The following is a 17,159-nucleotide window of genomic DNA, read 5'->3' as shown; positions in this document are numbered from 1 at the left end:
CCCTGCTTACCATGCTGAACGCTCATAAAGAGGAAATGCGGCGCAGATGTAGCCCGAAGCGCACAGCCAAGAATAATGGCTGCAAAATTTCCCACTAAACCATTTGTGCCTCGCGGCATTAACCCGCTGTAGCGCATAATTTTTTAGTTTGTCTGTTAAAAAGCGTGAAAAGGCCTGCCGTTGCGTCAGGCCTTAGCGGGTGACAGTGTGGCCTTACTCGCCGCGCAGCGCCCGCGGGAACAGCAGGTTGTTCTCCAGATGGATATGCTGCATCAGGTCCTTAATAAACTGGTCTGTGCCGCTATACAGGGCGCGCCAGGTGGTGCAGGCACCCTCGGGCGGAGTGAGGTTATTGGTCAGAGATTTAATGATTTCCAGCTGTTCGCCCGCTTCATTATGTTCAAACTCCATCACGGCGATGGGGTTGCCGGCATGCGCGCCCATTCCCTGCTCAATCATGGGAAACAGCACGCGTTCTTCTTTCATCATATGCTCGCTGAGATGCTGCCAGACCGCCTGCAGGGTGCTGGCCAGTCCACGCGGACAGTCTGGTTTTGCGCCATGCACGCGCTCAACCTTTTCCGCCATCATAATCAGATCGGGCAGCTGCTGACGATGCACGTTGTGGTAACGGTCAATAATATGTTTAATCACGTCGGCAAGCGGCGCGTTACGCCAGTTTTCTTCGCTGCTTTCCTGCTGCATCAATTGCTGTAATTCTGTTTCAAGCTGTTCAATATCCAGGTGACGTTTGGCAGCCATCTCCTCCAGCGTATGTTTGCCGCCACAGCAGAAATCGAGATGATATTTATGGAACAGCGCGGTTGAGCCTGGGATAGCAATAACCAGTTCGCCCAGAGAAGTAGTACGTAACGACATAGCTTTTACCTTTTGCTGAAATTATAAGATGCATTTTAAATGCAACTTTAAATCCAGGCCACTCCATTTTGCTTTTACGTTATAAAACAGCTCTTATGGGAAAAAACATGGCTTAACGTTACCCGTGATGTGTGCTCGTCAGAGCGGCAGCGAACAAATTTCCCGTCGGCCTTTACCCTATTGCCTTTTTTGGTTAGCGTGAGGTACTTCAAATTTGTTTATGGATTTTAAAGGATATGTATTCAGGACTGCTGATTATTCTTTTGCCGCTGGTTATTGGCTATTTGTTACCGCTTAAATCCCCCGCCCTGCAACGCCTGGTTAACCACCTGCTGAGTTGGATGGTCTACGTTATTCTGTTTTTTATGGGCATCAGCCTGGCGTTTTTAGATAATCTGGCTGCAAACCTGCTGGCTATTTTACGTATCGCCAGCGTCAGCGTGATGGCTATTTTGGCCTGTAATCTAATCGCGCTGCGCCTGTTAGAAAAGCGTCGTCCCTGGCAGCATCATCATCAGCAGCAGCAGGCGCTGCCGTCGCGCCTTCACATGGCGCTGGAATCGCTGAAACTACTGGGCGTTGTGATGTTGGGCTTCCTGCTGGGCCTGTCGGGCTGGGCATTTTTACATCATGCCGCTCAGGCGAGTGAATATGCCCTGTTGCTGTTGCTGTTTCTGGTTGGTCTGCAGCTGCGCGGCAGCGGCATGACGCTACGGCAAATTGTGCTGAACCGGCGCGGGATGATGGTCGCGGTAGTGGTCTGCGTAAGCGCGTTTGCTGGCGGTATACTGGCAGCGCTGTTGCTCGGCCTGCCCTTAACAACCGGCCTGGCGCTGGCCAGCGGCTACGGTTGGTATTCGCTCTCTGGCATTTTAATGACGGAAAACTTCGGACCGGTTATCGGCAGCGCGGCGTTTTTTAACGATCTGCTGCGCGAACTGGTGGCAATAATGCTGATCCCGCTGCTGATCCGTCAACATCGTTCCAGCGCGCTGGGGCTGTGCGGTGCAACCTCTATGGACTTCACCCTTCCCGTTTTGCAGCGTGCCGGCGGCGTTGAAATTGTGCCCGCGGCAATTGTACACGGCTTCATTCTTAGCCTGGCTGCGCCAGTGCTGATCGCCCTCTTTTCTGCATAGCAAAATGGCGGCATAAAACCAGGCCGCCTCCCCTTTTCTTTTTGCTTTAGATCAATCGTGCTTCAATTATTTCAGCCTGCACTTGCCTGCCAGCGCCCCTTCTCTTTAAAGTTTTATTTAAAATACATCTTATAAAGGGATACCAGAATGTTTTGTGTGCAATGTGAGCAAACGATTCGCACTCCGGCGGGCAACGGCTGCGCCTGGGCGCAGGGGATGTGTGGTAAAACTGCGCAAACGTCCGATTTACAGGATTTGCTGATCGCCGTGTTACAAAGCCTTTCCGCATGGGCTTTGCACGCACGTACCGACAGCATTATCGATCATGAAATCGACAGTTTTGCGCCGCGCGCTTTTTTCTCCACCCTGACCAACGTTAACTTTGACTCCGGTCGCATTATTGATTACGCCATTCAGGCGCAACGCTATCGCGATGATTTAAAAGCCCGCTGTGCCGTGCTGGGTCTGGGTGCACCACAGCATCCGCTAAGTGACCTGAGCCTGAACGGCAGCGATGCCGAGGTCTTACAGCAGCAGGCTCACGCGTTTGCGCTGAATGCCGGTGACGATCATGAAGATGTGGTCGGCCTGCGTCTGCTCTGCCTGTATGGCCTGAAAGGCGCTGCCGCCTATATGGAACATGCGCACGTGCATGGCCGTTACGATAACGAAATCTATCATCAGTACCATCAGATCATGGCATGGCTCGGCACGCGTCCGAACGAGATCGAGACGCTGCTGGCGGAAGCGATGCATATCGGCAAAATGAACTTCTCTATCATGGCGATGCTGGATGAAGCGCAAACCACCACCTACGGCGATCCGCAGCCGGTTAAGGTTAACGTGCGTCCCGTGGCGGGCAAGGCGATCCTGATTTCCGGCCACGATCTGAAAGATCTGCAACTGCTGCTGGAACAAACCGTCGGCACCGGTATTAATGTCTATACCCACGGCGAAATGCTGCCTGCGCACGGCTATCCCGAGCTGAATAAATATCCTCACCTGGTGGGTAACTACGGCAGCGGCTGGCAGAACCAGCAAAGCGAGTTTGCCCGTTTCCCTGGCCCGATTGTGATGACCTCTAACTGTATTATCGATCCGAATCCGGGTGATTATCAGCAGCGTATCTGGACGCGCAGTATTGTGGGCTGGCCGGGCGTAAACCATCTTGATGGCGACGATTTCACCCCGGTGATTGCGCAGGCACAAACCATGGCAGGCTTCCCGTGGAGTGAAATTCCGCATGAAATTACCGTTGGCTTTGGTCGTCGCGTGCTACTGGACGCCTGTGATTCTATTATTGAACTCGCTACCCAGAAAAAACTGCGTCACGTCTTCCTGATTGGCGGCTGTGACGGTAGTCGTGACAAACGCAGCTACTATACCGATTTGGCGACGGCAGTGCCGGACGACTGCCTGATCCTTACGCTTGCCTGTGGTAAATACCGCTTCAATAAGCTCGATTTCGGCACGCTGGAGGGGCTGCCGCGCCTGCTGGATGTGGGTCAATGTAATGACAGCTACGCCGCGATCGTGCTGGCGGTCAAGCTGGCGGAGAAACTGAACTGCGGGGTTAACGATCTGCCGCTGTCGCTGATCCTCTCCTGGTTCGAGCAAAAAGCGATTGTGGTGCTGCTGACATTGCTGGCGCTCGGCGTGAAAAATATCCGCACCGGCCCGACCGCACCGGCGTTTCTCACCGATAACCTGATTGCCATTCTGGAAAAAGAGTTTGGTATGACGCCAGTTACCACCGTTGAAAACGATCTTGCCGCAATTCTGTCGCCACAGGAGTAAACCATGAACACCACCACACTTTGCCCCTGGCGCATGCAGGTTCACCATATTACCCAGGAAACGCCGGATGTCTGGACGCTGGCGCTGATCGATCACGATTTTTACCGCTGGCAGGCAGGCCAGTTTGCGCTGGTACGCATCGGCAACAGCGATGAAGTCCGCGCTTATACGCTGTCTTCGACCCCAGGCCAGAGCCAGTTTATTACCCTGACGATTCGCTATATCGAGCAGGGTAAAGGTTCCGGCTGGCTTACCCGTCAGGTGAAGCCAGGCGACTATGTCTGGTTATCCGATCCGCAGGGCAGCTTCAGCTGCGAACAGCATCCTGCTTCGCACTATCTGCTGCTGGCAGCGGGCTGCGGTATCACGCCAGTGATGTCAATGGCGCGCTGGCTGCACAGCCATCGCCCGGAAACCGATGTACATCTGATCTACAGCGTCCGTTCGCCGCAGGATGTAATTTTTGCCGCTGAACTGCAGGCGCTGCGCCCGTGGCTGAAGCTGACGATTATTGCTGAGCAGCAGCCGGAAGCGCAGATGCTGAAGGGTCGTCTAACCGCAGAAATCCTGGCGCAGCAGGTGCCGGATATTGCCCGGCGTACGGTCATGATGTGCGGTCCGCAGCCCTATATGGACCTGGCAGAAAACAGCGCTCGCGCGCTGGGCGCAGTCAATGTATTGCGCGAGCAGTTTACCGCCGCCGCGCCTGATAACGTCGAGGATAACGGCGTACGTTACCACCTGAGCAGCGCTTCGCATCAGCTACAGCACGCGGCGTTCCCGGCGGGCTGGTCGTTGTTGTCAGCAATGGAACAGCATAAGCTGCCGGTTGAGGCGGTTTGCCGCGCTGGCGTGTGCGGCTGCTGTAAAACGCGCGTGGTCAGCGGCCAGTATCAGACCAGCAGTACGGTTGGCCTGACGGAAGAAGAGATCGCGGCAGGCTACGTACTGGCCTGTAGCTGTCAGCCAGCGGGCAATATCGAGCTGGCCTGATACCCCGGAAATAGCTGGTTTCATCGTGGTTCCCCCGCTTTGCGTGACGTTGACTAGACTTTTTATCGTCTGACATCTCCCCATCGGGATGATGGGTCAACCACAGTAAGGAACCACTATGAAGCAAACCGTTGCGGCGCTACTGGCAAAAACGCTGGAAAGCGCCGGTGTAAAACGCATTTGGGGAGTCACCGGGGATTCCCTTAACGGGCTGAGCGACAGCCTGAATCGCATGGGCACCATTGAATGGATGCCCACACGTCATGAAGAGGTGGCCGCTTTTGCCGCTGGCGCCGAGGCGCAAATCAGCGGCGAGCTGGCGGTCTGCGCAGGCTCATGCGGGCCCGGCAACCTGCATTTGATTAACGGCCTGTTTGACTGTCATCGTAATCATGTGCCGGTACTGGCAATCGCCGCTCATATTCCTTCAAGCGAAATCGGCAGCGGTTATTTTCAGGAAACCCACCCTCAGGAACTTTTCCGGGAATGCAGCCATTACTGCGAGCTGATCTCCAATCCGGAACAGCTGCCGCAGGTATTGGGCATCGCCATGCGTAAGGCCATTCTTAATCGCGGCGTTTCAGTGATTGTACTGCCCGGCGATATCGCGCTGAAGCCCGCGCCGGAACAGGCGTCATCCGCCTGGTATTCACCTCAGCAGCCAATTATCCAGCCTGCAGAGCGCGAACTGGATAAGCTGGCTGCCCTGCTAAACAGTGCAAAAAATATCACGCTGATGTGCGGCAGCGGTTGCGCAGGCGCGCATCAACAGATCGTTGAATTGGCCGCTACGCTAAAAGCGCCGGTGGTTCATGCCCTGCGCGGCAAAGAGTATATTGAGTATGACAACCCTTACAGCGTCGGCATGACCGGGCTGATCGGCTTCTCATCGGGCTATCACGCCATGATGAATGCCGACACGCTGTTGCTGCTGGGTACACAATTCCCCTATCGCGCCTTCTATCCTGAAAAAGCGCAGATTATTCAACTGGATATTAATCCCGGTAGCATCGGCGCGCACTCCCATGTGGATATGGCGCTGGTTGGCGACGTGAAAGCGACGCTGTCAGCCCTGCTGCCGCGTTTGCAAAACAAACAGGATCGCGCCTTTCTTGATAACGCGCTGGAGCATTACGCCAACGCCCGTAAAGATCTGGACGATCTGGCGAAGCCCAATGATAAACAGGCCATCCATCCGCAATATCTGGCGCAACGACTCAGCCATTTTGCATGCGAGGATGCGATTTTTACCTGCGATGTGGGCACGCCGACGGTATGGGCGGCACGCTATCTGGCAATGAATGGCAAACGCCGCCTGCTGGGCTCGTTTAATCATGGCTCAATGGCTAACGCCATGCCGCAGGCGCTGGGCGCTCAGGCGCTGGACAGGAAGCGCCAGGTGGTAGCGATGTGCGGCGATGGCGGTTTCAGTATGTTAATGGGCGACTTTATTTCCGTCGCGCAGCTTAAACTGCCGGTTAAGCTGGTGGTATTTAATAACAGCGTGCTGGGCTTCGTGGCAATGGAGATGAAGGCTGGCGGCTACCTGACCGACGGCACCGATTTGCACAATCCCGATTTTGCCGCCATTGCCAACGCCTGTGGAGTAAAAGGCATTCGGGTGGAAAAGGCCTCGGAGCTGGACAGCGCGATTGAACAAGCCTTTGCCCATGATGGTCCGGTGCTGCTTGATGTCATTACTGCCAAAGAGGAGCTGGCGATGCCGCCGCAGATCAAAATGGAGCAGGCAAAAGGCTTTAGCCTCTATATGCTGCGCGCCATTATTAACGGTCGTGGCGACGAAGTCGTCGAGCTGGCAAAAACCAACTGGCTACGGTAAAACATTAATGACTTTTTACGGGCACACAGGTGCCCGTTTTTTTAAGGAGCCTCTTAGTGATAGATCTACGTAGCGATACCGTCACCCGCCCATCGCCAGCGATGCTGTCGGCCATGGTCTCTGCCCGTACCGGCGACGACGTTTACGGTGACGATCCCACCGTAAACGCGCTGGAGGCAGAAGCCGCACAGCTGAGCGGCAAACAGGCCGCACTGTTTTTGCCTACCGGCACGCAGGCCAATCTGGTCGCCCTGCTTACTCATTGCCAGCGCGGCGACGAATATATTGTTGGTCAGCAGGCGCATAACTATAAATATGAAGCAGGCGGCGCGGCGGTACTGGGCAGCATTCAGCCTCAGCCGCTGGAGGCCGCGGAAGATGGCTCGCTACCGCTGGAGAAGGTTGCGGCAGCCATTAAGCCTGACGACATTCACTTTGCCCGCACGCGCCTGTTAAGCCTGGAAAATACCTTTGGCGGCAAAGTGTTGCCCGTGGGTTATCTGGCCGAGGCATGGCGCTTTACACGCGAGCATCAGCTGGCGCTGCACATTGATGGCGCCCGCATCTTCAATGCCGCCGTGGCGCTTGATCTGCCGCTGGAATCCCTTGCCCGCTATTGCGACACGCTAACGATCTGCCTGTCGAAAGGATTAGGCGCACCGGTGGGTTCGCTGCTGTGCGGCGATGCGCAATATATTCAACAGGCGCGGCGCTGGCGTAAAATGACCGGCGGCGGAATGCGCCAGGCGGGCATTTTGGCTGCGGCCGGACTCTATGCGCTGGAAAATAATGTGATGCGCCTTAAAGAGGATCACGATAACGCCCGTTGGCTGGCGGAGCAGCTGGGCGAACTGGATATTAACGTCAGCCAGCATACCAATATGGTTTTCGCACAGCTGCCGCCAGAGCAGGTTGCGCCGTTAAAGGCCTGGATGCAGGCGCGCAATATTCTGCTGTCGGCGGGGCCGGTTACGCGACTGGTTACCCACCTGGATGTGGATCGCGCCGCCCTGCAACAGGTAGTAAAACAGTGGAAAGCCTTTCTCGTCGCCCGGTAAGCGCCAGTCACCCACGATCGCCTCAGCGCCCATATTTCTCTACCAGCGCCTGGGCGATCGCCCACGTTTCTGCATCAGCCCGCCCGGAATAGCTGGCGGGTCGGAAATGCATCTGAAATGCCGCGATCAGCTTTTGCTGCTGCGCCGGCGTCACCGCCGCGTTAACCTCATAGCCATAGCGCGCCAGCAAACCAAGCAACCTATCCTGCGCCACCGGCTGCAAGCGTTCGTGCCCCTGTAAGAGCGCTTCTACCCGCTGCGGATCCGGCCAGGCACCAATACCCTGCGCGGCCAGTTGCGCCCAGGGAAATCGTGGTCCCGGATCCTGTTTGCGCTGCGGCGCAATATCGCTGTGTCCCACAATGTTTTGCGGCTGAATATGATAACGACTGATTAAATCGCGCAGCAGCGGCAGCAGCGCGGCAATTTGCGCGGGGGCAAAGGGATAAAACTGCCGCCCCTGCGCCGTCAGGCGGTAACCGGGATTGACCAGTTCAATGCCTACAGAGGTATCGTTAAGACGCGTGGCGCCGCGCCAGTAGCTTGGCCCTGCGTGCCACGCCAGTTCATGTTCCGGCACCAGCTGCCAGATAAGCGGTGTACCACGATGCAGCGGCGGCTGAGCCGGGATCAGATAATGCACGCTCACCTCTTTATCAGTAAGCGTCGTCAGCGAAGAAGAGAAATCCTCCGCCGTATAATGAATCACAATCGCCTTCACACGGGGCCGGGCACCCTGTGCCGCCAGCCGGGTATCCACGCTATAGCCCTGACGCTGCTCAAGGCCCGATGTACAGCCAGCTAACAGCAGCGTCAGGAGCAGCGCTAAATACGCTTTCACCGCGTTTTAACCGCCGTACCGCTGACGCTGACCATCAGCATGCTGCTGTCTTTGCCCACGGTTTCATAATCAATATCGATACCCACCACCGCATTCGCACCCAGCGCCTTCGCCTGCGCCTCCAGTTCTGCAAAAGCAATCTCACGCGCCTTACGCAACTCTTTTTCATATGCGCCGGAACGACCGCCGACAATATCGCGGATGCCGGCAAAGAAATCGCGGAAAATATTCGCCCCAAGAATGGCCTCGCCGGTGACGACGCCGCAATACTCAGTGATCGTTTGTCCTTCCAGCGTTGGCGTAGTGGTTAATTTCATGCTCTTCTCCTTTTCTGATTCAGCGATAGTTTAGCCCGTGCAGCTAAAAAGCACGGCTATACTTTATGCTAAAACAAAGCGTTACCCGTTGACCATAAGGAAAATGAGATGAAAAACAAAGCGTTTGCCGCCCTGCTGCCGGCTGTTCTGCTGCTGAGCGCCTGTACTACCGTAGAGCCTGCCTATAAAGATATCGGTACGCGCGTAGCCGCTTGTGTGGATGGCGGACCGGATACGGTAGCGCAAAAATTCTATGATCTCCGTACCGCTCAGCCCACTCAGGGTCTGCCGGACACGCAATTGCTGGCGCGCTACCGCCCCTACCTGAGTGAAAAACTTTATCAAAGCCTGTTGAAAGCCAATGCGCAAAGCGATAAGCCAGCCGAATGGCGTCAGGGCGATCTTTTTTCCAGCCTGGCACAGGGTCCTGACCACGCCGAAGTGGCCGACGCGTCGCGCATCCCTAATACCGATGCGCGCAATATTCCGCTACGCGTTGAGCTGACGCGCGAAGGCGATAAAAGCGTAAGCTGGCAGGATGAGATCTTGATGGTACGCGAAGGCACCTGCTGGACGGTGGATGATGTGCGTTACATGGCTAACTGGCAGCGTCCTGGCGGTGGTGCTTTAAGCCAGGTACTGGAACAATAAAGCTGCCTCGTCAGGCGATCATCATTAATCTTTATGCATAGCGCCGCAGGCATGCGGTGCTATGGTTATCCGACCAGGCCAGAAACTTCCTGCTTATTCACCCCTTCTGCGCGACATGCCAGGATCATGTGCTACGCTTTAGGCATTCCGCTATTCATTAATAAATTTTAACGCACAATGATTGCATAACTATGCTGTGAGCGTTAATATTTGCCGCATCAATTGCTATTCATTTTTGGCGCATGAGTATTCAACTTAACGGTATAAATTGCTTTTATGGCGCCCAGCAGGCGCTGTTCGATATCCAGCTAACGTGTCCGGAAGGCGAAACGCTGGTGCTGTTGGGTCCCAGCGGCGCCGGTAAAAGCTCGCTCCTGCGCGTACTTAATCTGCTTGAAATGCCGCGTTCCGGTACGCTCAGCATCGCTGGTCATGATTTTGATTTCAGCAAAAAGCCTGGCGATGACGCAATCCGCGAGCTGCGACAGAACGTGGGCATGGTGTTTCAGCAATATAATCTCTGGCCGCACCTGACGGTTAAACAGAACCTGATCGAAGCGCCCTGTCGCGTGCTGGGGCTGTCGAAAGAGCAGGCTCACCAGCGTGCCGATAAGCTGCTGGAGCGTTTGCGCCTGACGCCGCACGCCGATCGTTTTCCGCTGCAGCTTTCCGGTGGTCAGCAACAGCGCGTAGCCATTGCCCGCGCGCTGATGATGGAGCCGGCGGTGCTGCTGTTTGATGAACCTACCGCCGCGCTCGACCCGGAAATCACCGCACAGATCGTCAGCATTATTCGTGAACTGGCACAAACCAAAATCACTCAGGTCATTGTTACCCATGAGGTTGAAGTTGCGCGTAAAACCGCCAGCCGCGTGGTGTATATGGAAAATGGCTATATTGTTGAACAGGGCGATGCCAGCCGATTTACACAGCCGCAAACCGAGGCGTTTGCAAATTATCTCTCGCACTGAGTAAGGCCATAAAGATGAAAAAAATCGTTCTTGCTGCTCTGTTAGCCGGTATCAGCCTGAGTGCCTCTGCCGCCGAAACCATTCGCTTTGCTACTGAAGCCTCTTACCCTCCGTTTGAGTTTGTCGATAGCAACAACAAAATTATGGGCTTTGATGTCGATCTGGCTAACGCGCTGTGCAAAGAGATGAATGCCACCTGTACCTTCACCAATCAGGCGTTTGATAGCCTGATTCCCAGCCTGAAATTCCGCCGTTTCGATGCGGTAATGGCCGGAATGGATATTACCCCTGAACGTGAAAAACAGGTGCTGTTCAGCAAGCCTTACTATGATAACTCGGCGCTGTTTATTGCGCAGAAAGATAAGGTTACCGATGTCGCGGCGCTGAAAGGCAAGCGCGTTGGCGTTCAGAATGGCACCACGCACCAGAAATACCTGATGGACAAGCACAGCGAAATTACCACTGTGCCCTATGACAGCTATCAAAACGCGATTCTCGACCTGAAGAATGGTCGTATCCATGCGGTATTTGGCGACACGGCCGTGGTGAACGAGTGGCTGAAACAAAACCAGAACCTGACGGCGGTCGGTGAGAAAGTCACAGATAAAGCCTATTTCGGCACCGGTCTGGGCATTGCGGTGCGTCAGGGCAACAGCGCGCTGCAGCAAAAATTCAATGCCGCACTGGATAAAGTCAAAGCTGACGGCACCTACCAAACCATCTACAGCAAATGGTTCCAGCAGTAATTAAATGAACGAATTCTTTCCTCTTGCAAGCGCCGCCGGGATGACCGTCGGCCTTGCCGTCTGTGCGTTACTGGTGGGCCTGGTGCTGGCGATGCTGTTTGCCGGTTGGGAATCGGTGCGCTGGCGTCCGCTGGCCTGGGCTGGCACGGCACTGGTGACGCTGATCCGTGGCCTGCCGGAAATTCTGGTGGTGCTGTTTATCTATTTCGGCGCCTCTCAACTGCTGCTGACGCTCTCCGACGGCTTTGTGATTAATCTGGGCCTGGTATCACTGCCGGTACAGATGCAGATCGATAACTTTGACGTTAGCCCTTTCCTGTGCGGCGTGATTGCGCTGTCGTTCCTCTACTCCGCCTACGCTTCGCAAACGCTGCGCGGCGCGCTTAAGGCGGTGCCGGTCGGCCAGTGGGAATCGGGTCAGGCGCTGGGGATGAAAAAATCAGCGATCTTCTTCCGCCTGATTATGCCGCAGATGTGGCGTCACGCCCTGCCTGGGCTGGGTAATCAGTGGCTGGTGCTGCTTAAAGATACTGCGCTGGTTTCGCTGATTAGCGTCAACGATCTGATGCTGCAAACCCGCAGCATCGCGACCCGCACGCAGGAGCCATTCACCTGGTATCTGGTGGCGGCGGCTATTTATCTGATTATTACCCTGCTGAGCCAGGCGGTGCTGAAGCGTATCGAATTACGCACCACACGTTTTGAACGGGGGAACAGCTGATGCTGGCCTATCTTCCAGAACTGCTGAAAGGGCTACAGACCAGCCTGACGCTGACCATCGCTTCGCTGTTGGCGGCGCTGTTCCTTTCTCTGTTGTTTACCATGGTGCTGGCGCTGAAAACGCCGGTGGTAAGCCAGCTGGTGAAGGGGTATATCACGCTGTTTACCGGTACGCCGCTGCTGGTGCAGATCTTTTTGATTTATTACGGCCCAGGCCAATTTCCTGCATTGCAGAAAATTGACTGGCTGTGGCAGCTGCTTTCTGAGCCCTGGCTCTGTGCCCTGCTGGCTCTGTCGTTAAACAGCGCAGCCTATACCACCCAGCTGTTTTACGGTGCGGTACGCGCTATTCCTGCTGGTCAGTGGCAATCCTGTGCTGCGCTCGGCATGACGCGACGCGATACCCTGCGTATTCTGCTGCCCTACGCCTTTAAGCGCGCCCTTTCCTCCTATTCCAACGAGGTCGTGTTGGTATTTAAGAGCACCTCACTGGCTTACACCATTACGCTAATGGAAGTGATGGGCCACGGGCAGCTGCTGTATGGCCGCACCTATGATGTGATGGTCTTTGCCGCCGCCGGTCTGATTTACCTCTGCGTTAACGGTTTGCTTACGTTGCTGATGCGTGTGATTGAACATCGTGCGCTGGCCTTTGAGCGGCGAAACTAACAGCCGATCATCGCGATGCTGGATAAAAAAAGGGTGGGGAAACCCACCCTTTTTAATTATTTACCCACTTAAGTTGCATAATAATGCATTAAATGGCATCTTGTTCCTCGCCGCTGGGCACAAAATCATAATGAGAGACAGGAGCATTCGCGATGAAAAAATGGTTACTGGCCGCCGCGCTGGCAGGCATAGCGCTTAACGCAAGCGCAGCGGAAAAAATCCGTTTCGCCTCTTCGGCCACCTATCCGCCGTTTGAGTCCCTGAATAGCGAAAACAAAATCGTCGGCTTCGATATCGATTTGGCGCAGGCGCTCTGCGAAAAAATGAAAGCGGAGTGTACTTTTACCAACAACCCTTTCGATAGCCTGATCCCGGCGTTGAAATTTCGGCGCTATGATGCAGTAATTTCCGGCATGGATATTACGCCAGAGCGCAGCAAGCAGGTCGCCTTTACCCAGCCCTACTATGCCAACTCGGCGGTCGTGATCGCCGAGAAAGGAAAATATGCCGATATCACGGCGCTGAAAGGGAAACGCATCGGTATGGAAAACGGTACCACGCATCAGCGTTATCTTCAGGATAAGCACCCGGAGGTAAAAACCGTGGCCTACGACAGCTATCAGAATGCCATTCTCGATTTGAAGAATGGCCGTCTCGACGGCGTATTTGGTGATACGGCAGTGGTTAATGAGTGGCTGAAAGCGAATCCACAGCTGGGTACCGTTGGCCAGGCCATCACCGATCCGGACTATTTCGGTACCGGCCTGGGTATCGCGGTGCGCCCCGACAACCAGGCGCTGCTGTCCAAACTGAACGCCGCGCTGTCAGAGGCGAAAGCAGACGGCACGCTGCAAAAAATTAACGATAAGTGGTTTGCCCGGTAAGCATAAAATACGCGGATCGGAGAGCTCTTTCCCGTGGGTTCTGCACGCTCCCGGGAGTCGGGAAAGCGTCTCCGATCTGCTACTGACGCCGCTGTAACAGCGTCAGCACTTCGTAATGCGCGGTATGGGGAAACATATCAAACAGCTGTATCCGCCGAATCTGGTAATGTTCAAGACGCGCAATATCCTGTGCCATGCTTTCGGCATTACAGCTGGAATAGAGCAGCCATGAAGGCGCCATGCGGTTCAGATAGAGACACAGCTCAGCGCCAATGCCACGACGCGGCGGATTCACCAGCACCAGCTCCGGCACATCTCCTTCTCCTGTGGCAAAGCGCGTCGAATCCAGCGCCGCGAACTGTACCTTTTCCAGCCCAATCTGCTGCGCTGAACGCTGTGCGCAGGCAATCGCCTCAGCGCTGATCTCAATGCCGGTCAGCTGCATCTCTGGCGTGGCGCAGTGCAGGCCAAAGCCACCCACACCGCAAAAGAGATCCCACATCGACGCGACCTGTAACTCGCAGACCCACTGACGTGCGGTATCATACAGCCGCGCCGCTACGCCGGGGTTGGTCTGAAAGAAGCTGCGCGGTCGAATATAGAGCGGAACATGATTAAGTTGTTCTGCCAGTAGCTGATTTTCCGTTAGCGCAATCTCCTCTTCTCCTTCGAGGATCGCCATCGGCACCGGCTGGATATTGGCAGAAATCACCGACAGCTGCGGCAGCTGTTGCTGTAACCACGGCAGCGCCGCGCGCAGCTGTTCCAGCTTGGCAGTCGAGCGCAGCACAAAGCGCAGCATCAGCTTGCCATCCAGTGAACTCTCGCTGAGCAACAGAAATTTCAACTCGCCACGGCGGCGCGCCACGTTATAGGGTGTCAGGCCAGCACGCGCGATAAACGGCTTCAACAGCGCAAAAACCGGAGCAAAGCTGGCGGGATAAAGCGGACAGGCGGTTAAATCCACCGGCCCGTCAGGTTGCATAATGCCCAGCACCGGACGCTCCACGCTGCCGCTCACGACCATTTTGGCTTTATTGCGAAAAGCCTGCTGTGCGGAATCGACCGGCGGCCGCCAGTCGTCAACGGAAAATGCCTGCAGCAGCGCCTGCAAATGCGTCTGTTTCATTTGCAGCTGCTGAGAATAAGGTGTTGTCAGCCACTGACAGGAACGACAGCGGTCTGCATCGTAAAGTGCGCAATGCATGATTTAGCCTGTAATGAATGGTGGTGCCAGTTGCGGGGCTGGATTGTAGCACCCAGCGCTCAGCGGCGCTGGAAAAATTGCCGACTGCTGGCGGGAAGAAACAGCAGCAGCAGCACCAGCAGATCGGGCGACTTATGCAGAATCAGGCGATGAAAGATCTCTCCATTACTGGCACCGCTAATACTGAAAATCTCTGGGTAGATCCAGCCTATAGAAGCGGCCCACAAATAGAGCAGCACAACTGCCTGGCTGAGCGCATAGAGCAGGCGACCACGGCGCGAGCCACGCATCAGCGTCAGCGCGCAGCGCAGTTCGATAAAAAACAGCATCTGGCTGGCGACAAAAATCAGCGTGGAGTCCCAGGCCTGGGCACTACGATGAATAAAATCGGCTATGCCGTCATACCCCAGTTCATTAACCAGCAACAGCACGCTAATACAGCGAGTGGCGATAATCGCCTGACCGGCAATCATGACCGGCACCGGTGCCTGCTGCGGGCGAACTGCCGCCTTACCGAATCTGAACACTTCCGACATTCACCGAACTCCTCCCATTGCGACAAGGCGACTAAAACGGCGGAAATCCGCTCCATAAAGAAAACCGGACCGGACTAACCGCCTGTACAGCCTGTTGTTATAGTGGCAAAGGTTTCGGATTTTAGCTACGTTTCGCTTTCTGAATATCCCGCACCCGCTGTTTTTCTTCATGGGCCATAAAGCGCCAGGCGATAAAGCCCACCAGCCCGACCACAAACAAAATCAGCGACGCCAGCGCGTTGATTTCCGGGTTCACCCCGCGCCGCACGGTAGCGAAAATCGCCATCGGCAACGTTGTAGCGCCAGGTCCGGTAACGAAGCTGGCAATCACCAGGTCATCCAGCGATAGCGTAAAGGCCAGCAGCCAGCCGGTTACCAGCGCTGGCGCGATCATCGGTACGGTGATCACGAAAAATACCTTCAGCGGCGTTGCGCCAAGATCCATCGCCGCTTCCTCAATAGAGCGATCCAGCTCGCGCAGACGCGAATTAATCACCACCGCAACGTAAGCGGTACAGAAAGTGACGTGCGCCAGCCAGATGGTAAGCATGCCGCGATCGCTGGGCCAGCCGATTGCATGCCCCATCGCCACAAACAGCAGCAGCAAAGACAGGCCGGTGATCACATCCGGCATTACCAGCGGCGCGGTCAGCATAAAAGCGAAGCCGGTTGAGCCTTTGAAACGACCAAAACGCACGATCACCACCGCCGCGATAGTGCCCAGCACCACGGCCATGGTGGCGCTGAGCGCAGCAATAGTCAGGCTGAGCGTGACCGCGCTAATCATCGCGCTATCCTGAAACAGCACCTGATACCAGTGCAGCGAAAAGCTTTCCCAGACGGTAACCAGCTGCGAACTGTTAAAGGAATAGATCACCAGCAGCAGCATCGGCGCATAGAGGAAGCTGAAGCAGAGCAGCAGGATCACCAGCCGCCACGGAGAGCGAACCGCGGGCAGATTACTCATGCTTTTTCTCCCAGAGTCTTATTTTGATGCTTATGGAACCAGATAATCGGCAGGATCAGGATCAACAAAATAATGACCGCCAATGCCGACGCGACCGGCCAGTCACGGTTATTGAAAAACTCCTGCCACAGGATCCGGCCAATCATGATGCTATCCGGTCCGCCCAGCAGTTCGGGGATCACGTACTCCCCCACCGCCGGAATAAACACCAGCATCGAACCGGCAATGATGCCGTTTTTGGTCAGCGGCACAATCACGCTAAAAAAGGTTTTTAACGGGCGCGCGCCCAGATCGAGCGACGCCTCAACCAGCGAATAGTCGATGCGCGTCAAAGCGGTGTAGATCGGCAGCACCATAAATGGCAGATAGCAGTAAACGATACCGATATAGACTGCGGTATTGGTATAGAGGATCGCCAGCGGATGATCGATCACGCCCAGCCACAGCAAAAAGCGGTTAAGGATACCGTTGCTGTTCAGTAACCCCATCCAGGCGTAAACGCGCACCAGGAAGGAGGTCCAGGAGGGCAGCAGCACCAGCAGCAGCAAAATATTGCGCACCGAAGGTTTACTGTGCGCCACCGCCCAGGCCAGCGGATAGCCCACCAGCAGGCAGATCAGCGTGGAGATCGCCGCCACCTTCAGCGACTGCAAATAGGCTTCGATATAGAGCGGATCGTCCGTCAGCTGCAGATAGTTCGCCAGATTAAACACCAGCGTCAGCTGATCGTCCGCCCAGGAGAGCAGCTCGGTGTAGGGCGGGATCGCGCGCGCGATCTCAGCGAAGCTGATTTTCAATACGATCAGAAACGGCAGCAGGAAAAACAGCGTCAGCCAAAGATAAGGCAGCGCGATCGCCAGTTTGCGCCCGTGAGCGGTTTTTAGCCGGGTCAGCGTACGACGCAGGTTGCCGGAATGCGCAGCAGCAGCAGGTTGTTTCATATC

General features: G+C 55.4%; 18 protein-coding genes. 11 read left to right on the top strand and 7 right to left on the bottom strand.

Features of this window, described 5'->3' with window-relative positions:
* Positions 1-213: 213 nt before the first annotated feature.
* Positions 214-879, bottom strand: a complete 666-nt coding sequence (gene ytfE, locus ACQE3Z_RS13820; RefSeq protein ID WP_426974226.1) for an iron-sulfur cluster repair protein YtfE — start codon at positions 877-879, stop codon at positions 214-216.
* Between the two features lie 236 nt (positions 880-1,115).
* Between ytfE and ACQE3Z_RS13815 the strand changes: the two genes are divergently transcribed.
* The 5 genes from ACQE3Z_RS13815 (at position 1,116) to ltaE (ending at position 7,706) form a co-directional block, all read left to right on the top strand.
* Positions 1,116-2,018 (top strand): lysine exporter LysO family protein, encoded by a 903-nt coding sequence (locus ACQE3Z_RS13815; protein ID WP_426974225.1) that lies wholly within the window; start codon positions 1,116-1,118, stop codon positions 2,016-2,018.
* Between the two features lie 147 nt (positions 2,019-2,165).
* Entirely contained in the window at positions 2,166-3,815 is a 1,650-nt protein-coding gene (hcp, locus tag ACQE3Z_RS13810; RefSeq protein ID WP_426974224.1) for a hydroxylamine reductase, read from the top strand.
* Between the two features lie 3 nt (positions 3,816-3,818).
* The gene (gene hcr / locus ACQE3Z_RS13805) at positions 3,819-4,808 is read left to right on the top strand and encodes an NADH oxidoreductase (RefSeq protein ID WP_426974223.1); all 990 of its coding nucleotides are present in this window, start codon (positions 3,819-3,821) and stop codon (positions 4,806-4,808) included.
* A 118-nt stretch (positions 4,809-4,926) separates the two neighbouring features.
* On the top strand, positions 4,927-6,648 hold the full coding sequence (gene poxB, locus ACQE3Z_RS13800; protein ID WP_426974222.1) for a ubiquinone-dependent pyruvate dehydrogenase: 1,722 nt from the start codon (positions 4,927-4,929) through the stop codon (positions 6,646-6,648).
* Between the two features lie 56 nt (positions 6,649-6,704).
* Positions 6,705-7,706, top strand: a complete 1,002-nt coding sequence (gene ltaE / locus ACQE3Z_RS13795; protein ID WP_426974221.1) for a low-specificity L-threonine aldolase — start codon at positions 6,705-6,707, stop codon at positions 7,704-7,706.
* Positions 7,707-7,728: 22 nt separating this feature from the next.
* Here the strand turns inward: ltaE and ACQE3Z_RS13790 are convergent, their stop codons facing one another.
* Together ACQE3Z_RS13790 and ACQE3Z_RS13785 are read right to left on the bottom strand one after the other, a co-directional pair.
* The gene (locus tag ACQE3Z_RS13790; RefSeq protein ID WP_426974220.1) at positions 7,729-8,547 is read right to left on the bottom strand and encodes an N-acetylmuramoyl-L-alanine amidase; all 819 of its coding nucleotides are present in this window, start codon (positions 8,545-8,547) and stop codon (positions 7,729-7,731) included.
* Positions 8,544-8,864 (bottom strand): heavy metal-binding domain-containing protein, encoded by a 321-nt coding sequence (locus tag ACQE3Z_RS13785; protein WP_085067447.1) that lies wholly within the window; start codon positions 8,862-8,864, stop codon positions 8,544-8,546. Before ACQE3Z_RS13785 ends, ACQE3Z_RS13790 begins: the two co-directional genes overlap by 4 nt.
* A gap of 108 nt (positions 8,865-8,972) precedes the next feature.
* Between ACQE3Z_RS13785 and ACQE3Z_RS13780 the strand changes: the two genes are divergently transcribed.
* The 6 genes from ACQE3Z_RS13780 to ACQE3Z_RS13755 all read left to right on the top strand — a co-directional run bounded on the left by ACQE3Z_RS13780 (position 8,973) and on the right by ACQE3Z_RS13755 (position 13,505).
* The gene (locus ACQE3Z_RS13780; RefSeq protein WP_426974219.1) at positions 8,973-9,515 is read left to right on the top strand and encodes a lipoprotein; all 543 of its coding nucleotides are present in this window, start codon (positions 8,973-8,975) and stop codon (positions 9,513-9,515) included.
* A gap of 242 nt (positions 9,516-9,757) precedes the next feature.
* On the top strand, positions 9,758-10,486 hold the full coding sequence (gene artP, locus ACQE3Z_RS13775) for an arginine ABC transporter ATP-binding protein ArtP (protein ID WP_157130124.1): 729 nt from the start codon (positions 9,758-9,760) through the stop codon (positions 10,484-10,486).
* Between the two features lie 14 nt (positions 10,487-10,500).
* Positions 10,501-11,232 (top strand): arginine ABC transporter substrate-binding protein, encoded by a 732-nt coding sequence (gene artJ / locus ACQE3Z_RS13770; RefSeq protein WP_426974218.1) that lies wholly within the window; start codon positions 10,501-10,503, stop codon positions 11,230-11,232.
* A 4-nt stretch (positions 11,233-11,236) separates the two neighbouring features.
* A complete protein-coding gene (artQ, locus tag ACQE3Z_RS13765) occupies positions 11,237-11,953 on the top strand; it encodes an arginine ABC transporter permease ArtQ (protein WP_085067451.1) in 717 nt (238 codons plus the stop codon).
* Positions 11,953-12,621: an arginine ABC transporter permease ArtM gene (gene artM / locus ACQE3Z_RS13760; RefSeq protein ID WP_085067452.1), complete on the top strand. Its 669-nt coding sequence runs from the start codon at positions 11,953-11,955 to the stop codon at positions 12,619-12,621. The genes artQ and artM overlap by 1 nt, the downstream gene beginning before the upstream one ends.
* Positions 12,622-12,773: 152 nt before the next feature.
* Positions 12,774-13,505, top strand: coding sequence for an arginine ABC transporter substrate-binding protein (locus ACQE3Z_RS13755; RefSeq protein ID WP_426974217.1), 732 nt, complete (start codon positions 12,774-12,776; stop codon positions 13,503-13,505).
* Positions 13,506-13,584: 79 nt separating this feature from the next.
* Here ACQE3Z_RS13755 and rlmC read toward each other — a convergent pair whose 3' ends face one another.
* From rlmC to potH, 4 genes are all read right to left on the bottom strand, one after another.
* Positions 13,585-14,712: a 23S rRNA (uracil(747)-C(5))-methyltransferase RlmC gene (gene rlmC, locus ACQE3Z_RS13750; protein ID WP_426974216.1), complete on the bottom strand. Its 1,128-nt coding sequence runs from the start codon at positions 14,710-14,712 to the stop codon at positions 13,585-13,587.
* A 59-nt stretch (positions 14,713-14,771) separates the two neighbouring features.
* Positions 14,772-15,248 carry a YbjO family protein gene (locus tag ACQE3Z_RS13745; protein WP_085067455.1) on the bottom strand — a complete coding sequence of 159 codons (477 nt, stop codon included), beginning with the start codon at positions 15,246-15,248 and terminating at the stop codon, positions 14,772-14,774.
* 121 nt (positions 15,249-15,369) lie between these two features.
* On the bottom strand, positions 15,370-16,215 hold the full coding sequence (gene potI / locus ACQE3Z_RS13740) for a putrescine ABC transporter permease PotI (protein WP_085067456.1): 846 nt from the start codon (positions 16,213-16,215) through the stop codon (positions 15,370-15,372).
* Positions 16,212-17,156 (bottom strand): putrescine ABC transporter permease PotH, encoded by a 945-nt coding sequence (gene potH, locus ACQE3Z_RS13735; protein ID WP_426974215.1) that lies wholly within the window; start codon positions 17,154-17,156, stop codon positions 16,212-16,214. Before potH ends, potI begins: the two co-directional genes overlap by 4 nt.
* Positions 17,157-17,159: the final 3 nt, after the last annotated feature.

It is taken from the genome of Pantoea sp. FN0307 (genome assembly GCF_050113815.1).
GTDB classification, from domain to species: Bacteria; Pseudomonadota; Gammaproteobacteria; order Enterobacterales; family Enterobacteriaceae; genus Mixta; species Mixta alhagi.
Note: the sequence above shows the minus strand (reverse complement) of the source record. Positions and strands in the feature narration are given on the sequence as shown.

Coding starts and splice junctions, on each gene's coding strand:
- ACQE3Z_RS13780 (WP_426974219.1), top strand. CDS start 8,973: ATGAAAAACAAAGCGTTTGCCGCCCTGCTGCCGGCTGTTCTGCTGCTG.
- ACQE3Z_RS13745 (WP_085067455.1), bottom strand. CDS start 15,248: ATGTCGGAAGTGTTCAGATTCGGTAAGGCGGCAGTTCGCCCGCAGCAG.
- ytfE (WP_426974226.1), bottom strand. CDS start 879: ATGTCGTTACGTACTACTTCTCTGGGCGAACTGGTTATTGCTATCCCA.
- artP (WP_157130124.1), top strand. CDS start 9,758: ATGAGTATTCAACTTAACGGTATAAATTGCTTTTATGGCGCCCAGCAG.
- artM (WP_085067452.1), top strand. CDS start 11,953: ATGCTGGCCTATCTTCCAGAACTGCTGAAAGGGCTACAGACCAGCCTG.
- potI (WP_085067456.1), bottom strand. CDS start 16,215: ATGAGTAATCTGCCCGCGGTTCGCTCTCCGTGGCGGCTGGTGATCCTG.
- ACQE3Z_RS13815 (WP_426974225.1), top strand. CDS start 1,116: ATGTATTCAGGACTGCTGATTATTCTTTTGCCGCTGGTTATTGGCTAT.
- potH (WP_426974215.1), bottom strand. CDS start 17,156: ATGAAACAACCTGCTGCTGCTGCGCATTCCGGCAACCTGCGTCGTACG.
- ACQE3Z_RS13785 (WP_085067447.1), bottom strand. CDS start 8,864: ATGAAATTAACCACTACGCCAACGCTGGAAGGACAAACGATCACTGAG.
- artQ (WP_085067451.1), top strand. CDS start 11,237: ATGAACGAATTCTTTCCTCTTGCAAGCGCCGCCGGGATGACCGTCGGC.
- rlmC (WP_426974216.1), bottom strand. CDS start 14,712: ATGCATTGCGCACTTTACGATGCAGACCGCTGTCGTTCCTGTCAGTGG.
- artJ (WP_426974218.1), top strand. CDS start 10,501: ATGAAAAAAATCGTTCTTGCTGCTCTGTTAGCCGGTATCAGCCTGAGT.
- poxB (WP_426974222.1), top strand. CDS start 4,927: ATGAAGCAAACCGTTGCGGCGCTACTGGCAAAAACGCTGGAAAGCGCC.
- hcp (WP_426974224.1), top strand. CDS start 2,166: ATGTTTTGTGTGCAATGTGAGCAAACGATTCGCACTCCGGCGGGCAAC.
- ACQE3Z_RS13755 (WP_426974217.1), top strand. CDS start 12,774: ATGAAAAAATGGTTACTGGCCGCCGCGCTGGCAGGCATAGCGCTTAAC.
- hcr (WP_426974223.1), top strand. CDS start 3,819: ATGAACACCACCACACTTTGCCCCTGGCGCATGCAGGTTCACCATATT.